The 12,415-nt window shown below is 69.1% G+C and carries 1 protein-coding gene; it reads right to left on the bottom strand.

What is annotated here, in order from left to right:
* Positions 1-230 precede the first annotated feature (230 nt).
* Positions 231-12,415: type I polyketide synthase (locus JK363_RS39855; protein WP_201883230.1), on the bottom strand; the 12,185-nt coding region annotated here is incomplete at its 5' end.

Raw genomic sequence — 12,415 nt, forward strand, 5'->3', positions numbered from 1 at the left:
GGCGCGGCCTTTCATCGGAACGGCCGCCTTCATCGGGACGGCCGGGCATGCTGAGGGGCCGGGGCTCCGGGGCCGTGAACGGCGGCACCCGGAGCCCCGGGCCACCCCGCACCGCCGCCCCGGGTGCAGGCGGGGCAGCGGCGAGGTGTGCCGCACGGGCCCGTGGCTCTCGCCCGGGCCCGTCAACGGCGGTCCAGGAAGCGACGGCCGTTCGGACCGTCGCGGAGACGTTATGACCCTTCGGACTCCAGCGTGGTGAGCCACTCGTCCATCAGCCGTGCGGTCTCCGCGGAGGCGTCCGCGATCAGCGTCTGGTGGGTCGCCTCGATCATGCTGGTGGTATCGGCCGGGACCGGTGGCGGCGCGTCCCCGCGCTCGACCCCGGCCATCGACTCGGTGCACCGGATGAGCAGACTCGGCACAGAGGTTGTGTACTGCTCGGCACGGCCTCGGGTCATCTGGAGGAACCAGTGCGCCATGGCCGACAGCCGTGCACTGCTCAGTTTCACCGACGGGGTGTCCAGGCTCGCGAGGTAGTTGCGGTGGAACAGGTCCCAGTCGACGCCTTCTCCGTCCTGGTACTCCAGGCTCAGGGTGTCCAGCATGATGAGGCCGTCGGGGCGGATGCCCCAGGTCTCCTCCATGACACCCGCGGCCCGGTAGGCGAATGTACCGCCCAGTGAGTAGCCGACCAGCACAAACGGCTCGCCGTCGCTGGCCAGCAGCGCGCTCTCGGCGATGAGCCGGACCGCGGCTTCACTGGTGGCGGGCAGGCTCTCGCCCTCGGCGAAGCCGAGCAGCGGCAGTGCGGAGACATGCCGGTTGCCGCGGAACCGGGAGGCGACGCGCGCGTATTGGTGTACACCGCCATTCGCACCGGGGGCGCTGATGCAGATCAGCCGGGGCTTGCCGGGCCCCGCGGCCAGGGTCACCGGCTCGGGCAGCTCCGCGACCTCGGCGGACACCTCGCAGAACGGGCGGGTGTTGGCGACCGCCACCAGCAGCCGCATCGCCTCGAGCTGCTTACCGGCCCGCACCGTGTCGAAGAACATCTCGGCCAGTGAGTCCTGCGTGTTCTCCGCCGTGGCGGTGAGCGCCCCGGGCCCGGCCACCGCCACCGGGCCGCCCTGGGCGGCGATCCGCTCCTGGAGCCACTCCGCCAGCCGCAGGGGCGTCCGGTTGTCGAAGACGGCCGAGGTCGGCACCCGCAGACCGAGCGCTTCACCGAGCTGGTTGCGCAGTTCGATCGCGATCAGCGAGTCGAAGCCCAGGGTGAGGAAGTCGCGCCGGGGGTCGACCGCGCCCGGGTCACGCTGGCCGATGAGCACGGCCGAGATTTCCACCACCAGGTCCACCAGCATCTCCTGCTGTTCGCCCGGCTCCAGGCCGCGGAGCCGGTCCCGCAGCGTGGCGAAGGAGCGGTTCGTCGCGGCGGCCGTCGGCCGGGCACCCGCGATGAGGTTGCGCAGCATCGACGGCACCCGTTCCAGGGCCCGCGTCCGGTCGACGCGGAGCGGGACCAGCAAAGCCTCTTCACGGGTGAGCGACGCGTCGAACAGGGCCAGGCCCAGCTCCAGGGTCAGCGGTGGTGTGCCGGACCGGTTCATTCGCTGGATGTCGATCTCGGTGAGGTCGCCGGTCATCCCGGTGCGCCGGGCCCAGAGGCCCCACGCCAGGGAAGTGGCGGGCAGCCCCTGGCCGCGCCGGTACTCTGCCAGGGCGTCGAGATAGGTGCTGGCCGCCGCGTAACTCGCCTGGCCCTGACTACCCGTCACTCCGGACACCGAGGAGTAGAGCACGAACGCGTCCAGATCGAGTTCGCGGGTCGCCTGGTGCAGATGCCAGGCGGCGTCGGCCTTCGGCCGCAGGACGGCATCCACCCGCTCCGGGGTCTGCGCCCCGATCACTCCGTCGTCGAGCACTCCGGCGGTGTGTACCACGGCGGTCAGCGGGTGCTCCGCGGGTATACCGGCGAGCAGGTCCGCCAGCGCGGCAGCGTCGGCGATGTCGCAGGCGGTGACGGACACCTGTGCTCCGGCCGCGGTCAGTTCGTCACACAGCTCGGCCGCGCCGGGCGCCTCGGGGCCCCGGCGGCTCGTCAGCACCAGGTGCCGTACGCCGTGCCCGGCCACCAGATGTCGGGCCAGTTCTCCGCCGAGGCCGCCGGTGCCACCGGTGATGAGGACCGTGCCGTCGGGGTTCCAGGCGCGTCCGGCGGGCTCCCGCTCGGGCACCTTTGCCAGTCGGGGAACCCGGGCGGACCGCTGCCGCAGCATCCACTGTTCCTCGTCCGAGGTCAGCAGGCTCGGCAGCACGCCCGCCGAGATATGCGCGTCGTCGATGTCGACCAGCAGGAAACGCCCGGGGTTCTCCGATTGCGCGGAGCGCACCAGGCCCCATACGGCGGCGGCGGCCAGATCCCGCACCTCCTCGCCGTCCGCCGCCATCGCGCCACGGGTGACGAAGATGAGTCGGGAGCGGGCGAACTTCTCCTCGGCCAGCCACTCCTGGATCAGGGCCAGCGCACGGTGCGTGGCTTCATGTGCCGCGTCGGGGGCGGGGCCTCCCGAGACCGAGACCACGAATCCATTCGGGACGGGGCCGTTGTCGCCGCTCTCGCCGATCGCCCCGGCCAGGGTTTCGGCGTAGGCGGCGATGGTCTCTCCGACGAGCGCCATGGCTTGGCCCAAGTCGTGCTGGTCGTCGCCGATGACGGCCCATCGCGCCCCGGTGACGGGCATCGGCTCGGTGGAGGGGGACACCCATTCGACCCGGTGGAGTGAGTCGTTGGGGTCGACCGCGGCGGGTGCGGCTAGCTCGCCCGACGACGCGCGCAGGGTCAGCGAGTCCACCGAGACCACCGGAGTGCCGTCGACGTCGGTGGCGGCCACGGCGACCGTGTCCGGGCCGCTGCGCACCACTCGGGCGCGCAGCACGGCCGCTCCGGAGGCGTGCAGCGAGACGCCGTTCCAGGAGAACGGCAGCATCCGCTCGGTGCTCTCCTCACCGGCGAACACCGAGGCGTGCAGCACCGCGTCCAGCAGCGCCGGATGCACTCCGAAGCTGCCCGCTTCCGGCGCCTGGTCCAGCAGCGCGGTCTCGACGAACGCCTCGTCGCCGCGGCGCCAGACGGCGCGGAGACCGCGGAACGCGGGGCCGTACTCCAGGCCCGCGCGGGCGTAGCCCTCGTAGACCCCGTCCAAGTCGACGGGGACTGCTCCGGGCGGAGGCCACGCCGTGGTGTCGAACTCCGCGGTCAGGGCGCCGGAGGTGAGCACGCCGGTGGCATGCAGATTCCAGTCTCCGGTCGTCGTCCCGGCCGGTCGTGAATAGAACCGCACGCCCCGGTGGCCGTGTTCATCGGATTCGGCGATCCGCAGCTGGATCTGGATGGCTCCCTGCTCGGGCAGCACCAGTGGTGCGGCGATGGTGAGTTCGTCCACCCGGTCACAGCCGACCTGGTCCGCGGCCCGGATCGCCAACTCCAGGAAACCCGTGCCGGGGAAGAACACCCTGCCGCCGACGCGGTGTTCGGCCAGCCAGGGAAGCGCGGCCGTGGAAAGGGTGCCGCTCATCACCAACTCCTCGGAACCGGCGACGGTCACCACGGCACCGACCAGGGGGTGGCCGGCCGGTTCCAGGCCAACGCCGGACAGGTCGGCGAGGAGCGGAGAGCGTGACGGCCAGTAGTGTTCGTGCTGGAAGGCATACGTCGGCAGATCAACGCGCCGGGCGCCCGTGCCCGCGAAGAACGCCGACCAGTCCACGGCCACACCACTCACATGGAGCCGCGCGAGAGCGCTGACCGCCGCTGTCTCCTCCGACCGGTCCTTGCGCAGAATGGGGACTGCCACGGCCGCATCCGGTACCTGCTCCCCGATCAGTGCCGACAGCACACCGTCCGGCCCCAGCTCCAGGAACGCCCGTACACCCTCGGCGGTGAGCGTCTGGATGCCATCGGCGAAGCGCACGGTCTCGCGGACATGCCGCACCCAGTACTCCGGCGAACAGATCTCCTCCGACCCAGCCACAGCACCCGAAAGATTCGACACCACCGCAATCGACGGTGCACCGAACTCCAGCCCCTCCACCAGTCGCCGGAACTCATCCAGCATCGGATCCATCAAAGGTGAGTGGAACGCATGCGATACCCGCAGCCGACGCGGGGTGCGATCCTCGAATCGCGCAGCGGTCTCCAGCATCGCGTCAAGCTCACCGGACAGCACCAGCGACGACGGGCCGTTCACCGCAGCGACCGCCACACCATCCGGCAGGACAGACAGCACCTCGTCCTCGCCGACCTGGACCGCCACCATGGCACCGCCCGCGGGCAGCGCCTCCATCAGCCGAGCCCGCGCGGCCACCAGCGCACATGCATCCGCCAGCGACAACACCCCCGCCACATGCGCGGCAGCAACCTCACCAATCGAATGCCCAGCCACGTAGTCCGGCCGTACACCCCACGACTCCACCAGCCGGAACAACGCCACCTCAACCGCGAACAGCGCCTGCTGCGCATATGCGGTTCGGTTCAGCTCCTCGGCCTCGGCATCCTCACCCCACATCACCTCACGTACGGAGCCATCCAGATGCGTCAGCACAGCGTCGAGAGCCTCAGCGAAGACCGGGAAGCGGCCATACAGCTCCCGCCCCATCCCCAACCGCTGCGCCCCCTGCCCGGAAAACACCACCGCCAGGCCGCCTTCGACCGGGACACCACGCGATACCTCGGTGACCCCGTCCTCATCCGCCAGCAGCACCGCCCGGTGCTCGAACAGCGAACGGCTTGTGGCCAGCGAGAAACCGACATCCAGCGGCGAGAGGGCCTGCTCGTCCACGAAGGATCGGACACGGTGCACTTGCTGTTCCAGAGCGGTTCCGGTCCTGGCAGACACCATCCAGGGCACCTTGCCGAGAACCTGACGCGGCGCAGCTGCCGCTACGTCGGCGGGCTGCTCAACCCCCAGTGGCTGTTCAAGAATGACGTGCGCGTTGGTGCCACTGACACCAAAGGACGAGACGCCTGCGCGGCGGGGACGGTCGGACTCGGGCCAAGCGGTGCTCTCCGTCAGCAGTGCGACGTCACCCACTGTCCAGTCCACATGCGAAGACGGCACATCAGCATGCAACGTCCGCGGCAGCACGCCATGATGCATCGCCATCACCGTCTTGATGACACCTGCCACACCCGCCGCCGCCTGCGTGTGTCCGAGGTTGGACTTCACCGAGCCCAACAGCAGTGGACGCTCAGCATCCCGCCCCTGGCCATACGTGGCCAGCAGCGCCTGGGCCTCGATGGGGTCCCCCAGCCGAGTGCCGGTGCCGTGCGCCTCGACGACATCCACATCGGCGGCCGACAGGCCCGCGCTCGCCAGTGCCTGCCGGATCACCCGCTGCTGCGACGGCCCATTCGGCGCCGTCAAACCATTCGACGCACCATCCTGATTAACCGCACTACCCCGCACCACCGCCAACACCCGATGCCCATTACGCACAGCGTCCGACATCCGCTCCAACACCAGCACACCCACGCCCTCGGCCCACCCCACGCCATCAGCACCCTCACCAAACGCCTTGCACCGGCCATCCGGTGCCAGACCCCTCTGCCGGGAGAACTCCACAAACGTCGTCGGCGTCGACATCACCGTCACACCACCCGCCAACGCCAACGAACACTCCCCACCCCGCAACGCCTGCACCGCCAAATGCAACGCCACCAACGACGACGAACACGCCGTATCCACCGTCATGGCCGGCCCCTCCAGCCCCAACACATACGACACCCGACCTGATGCCACACTCAGAGCACTCGCATTACCCCGGAAGCCCTCAAACTCGGCAGCACTCAACAACGATGCGTAGTCGTTGTACATCACCCCCGCGAACACACCCGTCCGGCTCCCTCGCAACGACACCGGATCCACCCCAGCCCGCTCAACCGCCTCCCACGCCACCTCCAACAACAACCGCTGCTGCGCATCCGTCGCCAACGCCGCCCCCGGGCTCATCCCAAAGAAATCCGCATCAAACTCCCCCGCCCCCCGCAAGAACCCACCCGCACGCGTCGACGAAGTACCCAGATGTCCAGGATCCGGGTGATACAACCTCTCCAGATCCCACCCCCGATCAGTGGGAAACTCCGACACCGCATCCACCTCACCAGCCACCAGCTCCCACAACTCCTCCGGCGAAGACACCTCACCCGGATACCGACACCCCATCCCCACAATCACCACCGGATCGTCCGCAACCGACGGCAACACCCCAACGGGGCGATCCACCACGCGGACCGCTTCAGCGAACAGCTCCTCCAGAAGGTGATCCGCCAGCACCTGCACCGTCGGGTAGTCGAACACCAACGTGGCCGGGAGCCGCAAACCCGTTACCGCGCTCAGCGCATTACGCAGCTCCACCGCCATCAATGAGTCGAATCCCAGGTCGCGGAAAGCCCGCGCAGGATCAACCACCGCGGGGCTGTCATGTCCCAGCACCTTTGCCACCTGGCCACGGACCACTTCCAGCAACAACGCCCGGCGCCCGGCCTCGTCCAGTTCACTCAGCCGCTGAGTCAGGCCGGCCGAGGCGGCACCAGCGCCTCCTGCCGAACGCCGCGTACGGATCAGGCCCCGCAGCAGCGGGAGCACCTCACCCCGGCCCCGTATCACGGTGAAGTCCAACCGCATCGGCACCACCACCGCTTCCTCCGACCCCACCGCGGCATCGAACCACGCCACACCCTGTTCCACGGACACCGGCGGGAAGCCAGAACGAATCATGCGCTCCCGATCCAGGTCCGTGAGCTCACCGGTCATCCCAGTGGGCAGATCCCACGCGCCCCACGCCAACGAGACACCCGGCAGCCCAAGCCCACGCCGGTACTCCACCAACGCGTTCAAGAACGCATTCGCCGCCGCATAGCCGCCTTGCCCCGCACTCCCCAATACACCGGCAGCCGACGAGAACACCACGAACGCCGACACCTCACCCACCAGCTCATGCAGATGCCACGCCGCATCCACCTTCGGCCGCAACACCGCGCCCACCCGCTCCGCCGACAGCCCACCAATCACTCCGTCATCCAGCACACCCGCGGCATGCACCACCCCAGACACCACACGCCCGTCCAACACCCCCGCCAACGCCTCACGATCCGCCACATCACACGCCACCACCTCAACCCGCGCACCCAACCCACTGAGCTCCCCAACAAGTTCAGCCGCGTCAGGCGCCTCAAGCCCACGCCGGGACAGCAACAGCAGATCCCGCACACCATGCTCAGCCGCCAGATGCCGCGCCACCACCGCACCCAGACCACCCGTACCACCAGTGATCAACACCGACCCCGACCCCGACCACACCGGAGCCGCCGAACCAGTCACCCCCACCCGCGCCAACCGAGGAATGACAATATGCCCCTCGCGAACAGCAACCTCCGGTTCGGCCAACGCCAACGCCCGCGTCAGCACCGCCGACGAGACGCCATCGCCGCCAAGGTCCAGCAACGCGATCCGGTCCGGATGCTCCGCCTGCGCCGACCGCAACAGACCCCACACCGACGCCACAGCCAGACCCTCGAGATCCCGCCCAACAACCGCACCCCGGCTCACCACCACCAACCGGGAATCAGCAAAACGCTCCTCCGCCAACCACGCCTGCACCAGCGCCAAAACCGAAAACACCCCGGCACGCACACCCCCCACCACACCACCAACCGCCACTTCCGCAACAACATCGACCCCGATCAGCACCACCTCAGGCGCTAGACCATCCGCCTCAGCCAACGCAGCCAGATCCGCGCATAGCTGGACCTCGGAACCCATCTCCCGAAGCGCATTGACCAGGCCCTCATCCGAGCCCACCACCGCCACCATGGACGGAGCGACCTCGACCGGCTCCAACACGGGAGCCCACTCCACCCGGAACAGCGAATCGCGGTCGGATCGTGCTGAATCATCCAGCTGATCAGGAGCTAGCGGGCGGGTGACGAAAGACTCGATCGATGCGACGAGATCCCCTGCGCTGTCAGCGAGCACAAGCGACATCGCGCCTTGGCCAGCGGGCGTCAGCCGCGCCCGCACCGCCGTGGCCTCAAAAGCGTGGAGCGTCACGCCTTCCCAGGAGAACGGCAGCCCCAAGCCCTGCTCGCTCCGGCTTCCGCCCTCCGATCCCACGGCATGCAGTTCCGCCGATCCCACGGCATGCAGTACGGCATCCAGCAGAGCCGGGTGAACACCGAACCCGCCGGCCGGCACCTCCTCCGGCAGCTCGACCTCAGCAAATACATCAGAGCCGTGCTTCCACACAGCCCGCAGCCCCTGGAACCCGGGACCGTAATCAAAGCCCAGTTGCCCAAGACGCTCGTAGCAGTCGCTGAGATCAACGGACACAGCACCCGCAGGAGGCCATATGGTCGCGTCGAACGGGATGTCCGGCTGGCTTCCCTGGGGCGGGTTACTCGCAGCCAACAGACCTGTCGCATGCTGTGTCCACGGCAGTTCCTCGGAGCTCTCGCCCCGGGCATAGATCGTCACCGAGCGGCGCCCGGAATCATCCGCAGCGCCGACGAACATCTGGACCTGCACCGCGCCCTCCTCGGGCAGCACCAGCGGTGCCGACAGGATCAACTCCTCGATCCGCTCGCACCCCACCTCGTCACCGGCCCGGATGGCCAACTCAACGAATGCGGTACCCGGCAGCAGAACATGCCCCATCACCACGTGATCGGACAGCCACGGATGCGACGCCAACGACAAGCGGCCAGCGAACACCACACCATCGGAATCCGCCAACGACACCGCCGCACCCAACAACGGATGCTCCGCAGACACCAACCCAGCAGCCCCCACATCCCCCACATCAACCGAACCCACCGGCCAAAACCTCCGACGCTGGAAGGCATACGTCGGCAGATCAGTCCGGCGTGCCCCGGTCCCGGCGAAGAACGCCCGCCAGTCCAGGGGCACACCACTCACATGCAACTGCGCGAGCGCGGTGACAGCCGCTGTCTCTTCCGGCCGGTCCTTACGTAGCACCGGAACCACCACGGCCTCGTCCGGTACTTGCTCCGCGACCAGTGCAGAGAGCACCCCGCCCGGCCCCAGCTCCAGGAAGGCCCGTACGCCCTCGGTGCTGAGTGTCTGGATGCCCTCTGCGAAACGCACGGTCTCCCGGACGTGCCGCACCCAGTACTCCGGCGAGCAGATCTCCTCCGCCACAGCCACAGCACCGGTCAGATTCGACACCACCGGAATCGACGGTGCACCGAACTCCAGCCCCTCCACCACCGACCGGAACTCATCCAGCATCGGATCCATCAAGGGGGAGTGGAAGGCATGGCTGACAGCAAGACGCTTCGTCCTGCGCCCCTCAGCCTCGAAACGGGCCGTGACCTCGAGTACCGCTGCTTCCTCGCCGGAGATCACCACCGACGACGGCCCATTCACCGCCGCCACCGACACCCGGCCCGACGCCTCCGCCACCAGCGGAGCAATCTCATTCTCACCGGCCTGGACCGCCACCATCGCCCCACCCGAGGGCAACGCCTCCATCAGCCGGGCCCGCGCCCCCACCAGCACACACGCGTCAGCCAACGACAACACACCCGCCACATGCGCTGCCGCGATCTCCCCGACCGAGTGCCCGGCCACGAACTTCGGGGTGACGCCCAGCGACTCCACCAGCCGGAACAGGGCCACCTCGAGCGCGAACAGCGCCGGCTGCGCCGTGCCGGTGCGGTTCAGAACGTCGGGGTCATCACCCCACAGCGTCTCGCGCAGCGCACCGCCCAGCTCCGCGGTGGCCGCGTCCAGGGCCTCCGCGAACACCGGAAACCGGTCGTACAGCTCGCGGCCCATCCCCAGCCGCTGCGCACCCTGGCCGGTGAACAGCACAGCCAACGGGCCGGGGGCGACGGTGCCCCGGGCAACCTCAACGACACTGTCCCCGGAGGCCAGCAGCACGGCCCGGTGTTCGAACGCCGACCGGCCGGTGGCGAGTGAGAATCCGATGTCCAGCGGAGCACGGTCCGAGGGGGCGTCCACAAACGACCGCAGCCGGTTCACCTGGGCTTCCAGCGCCTCGCCGGTGGTGGCCGACAGCGGCCACGGCACCACATCGACCGGGACCACTGCCGGTTCAGCGGCCGGCTCCGGCTCGGGCGGCGGGGCCTGTTCCAGGATCACATGGCCATTGGTGCCGCTGATCCCGAACGAGGACACACCGGCCCGGCGCGGCCGGTCCGTCCGCGGCCAAGCGGTGTTCTCGCGGAGCAGCTCGATCGCGCCCGCGGACCAGTCCACATGCGAGGAGGGGGCGTCCACGTGCAGCGTACGCGGCAGCACCCCGTGCTGGATCGCCATCACCGTCTTGATCAGCCCGGCCGCGCCCGCGGCGGCCTGAGTGTGCCCGATGTTGGACTTCACCGAACCCAGCAGCAGCGGGCGTTCCCGGTCCTGTCCGTAGGCGGCCAGGAGAGCGTGCGCCTCGATGGGGTCGCCCAGTGTGGTCCCGGTGCCGTGTGCCTCCACGGCGTCCACATCGGTCGGCCGCAGGCCGGCACCGGCCAGTGCCTGGCGGATGACGCGCTGCTGCGAGGGGCCGTTCGGCGCGGTCAGACCGTTGGACGCGCCGTCCTGGTTGACCGCGCTGCCCCGCACCACGGCGAGGATCGGGTGACCGTTGCGCAGGGCGTCGGACATCCGCTCGACCACCAGCACGCCGACGCCCTCGGACCAGCCGGTGCCGTCCGCCGTGTCGGCGAACGCCTTGCACCGGCCGTCCGGGGCCAGCCCACCGTGATGCTGGAATCCCACGAAGCTGGAGGATGTCGTCATCACCGTGACACCACCCGCCAGCGCGAGGGAGCACTCTCCGCTGCGCAGCGCCTGCGCGGCCAGGTGCAGCGACACCAGCGAGGACGAGCACGCCGTGTCAACCGTGACCGCCGGGCCCTCCAGGCCGAACACATACGACAGCCTGCCGGACATCACGCTCGCGGCGAGCATGACGCCACGGCCCTCCATGTTCCGGGCTCGGGCGATCAGGTGCACATAGTCTACGGAGTTGCTGCCGACGAAGACCCCCGTCTGGCTGCCCCGCAGCCCGACCAGGTCGATCCCGGCCCGTTCGATCGCCTCCCAGGACACTTCCAGCAGCAGCCGCTGCTGCGGGTCCATCGCCAGCGCCTCGCGCGGCGAGATCCCGAAGAACTCCGGGTCGAAGTCGGCGGCGTCGTAGAGGAACCCACCCTGGCCCTCCAACTCCCAGCCACGGTCGGAGGGAAATGCCGCAATCGCATCGCCGCCGGAGGCGACCAGGTCCCAGAGCTGCTCAGGGGAACTGACGCCGCCGGGGAAGCGGCAGGCCATGCCGACGATCACCACTGGATCATCGGCGGTGTCGGCGGGCGCGGCGGTGAGCACCGGACCGGCCGTCTCGGTGTGCAGCCCCAGCAGTTCGGCTTCCAGATGCTCGGCGAGGACGCGGGGACGCGGGTAGTCGAAGAGCAGACCGGCGGGCAGTGTCAGGCCGGTGATGAGCGCCAGCCGACTCCGCAGCTCCATGGAGGTCAGCGAGTCGAACCCGAGGTCCTGGAAGGCCCGGTCGGGGCTGATGGTGTCGGGTTGTGTATGCCCCAGCACGCCGGCCGCGTGTGTCTGGATCAGGTCGATGAGCAGTGCCCCGCGTTCGTCTTCCGGTGCCGCGTGCAGCTGCGCACGGAGTGTCGAGGCCGCGGATTCGCTGCCCCGCCGTACCAGTTGGGCCGACTGCTGCGCCTCGGCGGCGGCAGGGAGTGTACTGAGGGTTGGGCTGGGACGGAGGCTGAACAACGCCTCCAGAACATCCTTCCGCCGCAGATCGGCCACGATCGTGGTCGCCTCCGGCTCGGCCACCAACTCACCCAACAACTCCACAGCAAGCCCAGGCTCCAACCCCGAAACATCCGCCAACCGCGACCCACCCTGCACACCAGCAGCCATACCACCACCCGCCCAAGCACCCCACGCAACCGACGTCGCCACCAACCCCCGAGCACGCCGCCGCACAGCCAAGGCATCCAACACCGCATTCGCCGCCGCATAATTCGCCTGCCCCGGATTCCCCACAGCACCCGCCACCGACGAAAACAACACAAACGCCGACAGATCCCTGTCACGGGTCAGCTCATCCAACAACAACGCCGGAGCGACCTTCGCCCGAAACACCGCGCCAAACCTCCGCGGCGTCAACCCATCAAGCACCCCATCATCAAGCACCCCCGCAGCATGAACCACACCCGTCAACGGAAACTCCTCCGGAATCCCCGCCAACACCCCCTCAAGCTCCCCCCGATTAGCCACATCACACGCAACAACAGACACCCGCACACCCAACCCCGACAACTCCGCCTCCAACTCCCCCGCACCCGGCGCCCTCC

It is taken from the genome of Streptomyces coffeae (assembly GCF_016741875.1).
GTDB classification, from domain to species: Bacteria; Actinomycetota; Actinomycetes; order Streptomycetales; family Streptomycetaceae; genus Streptomyces; species Streptomyces coffeae.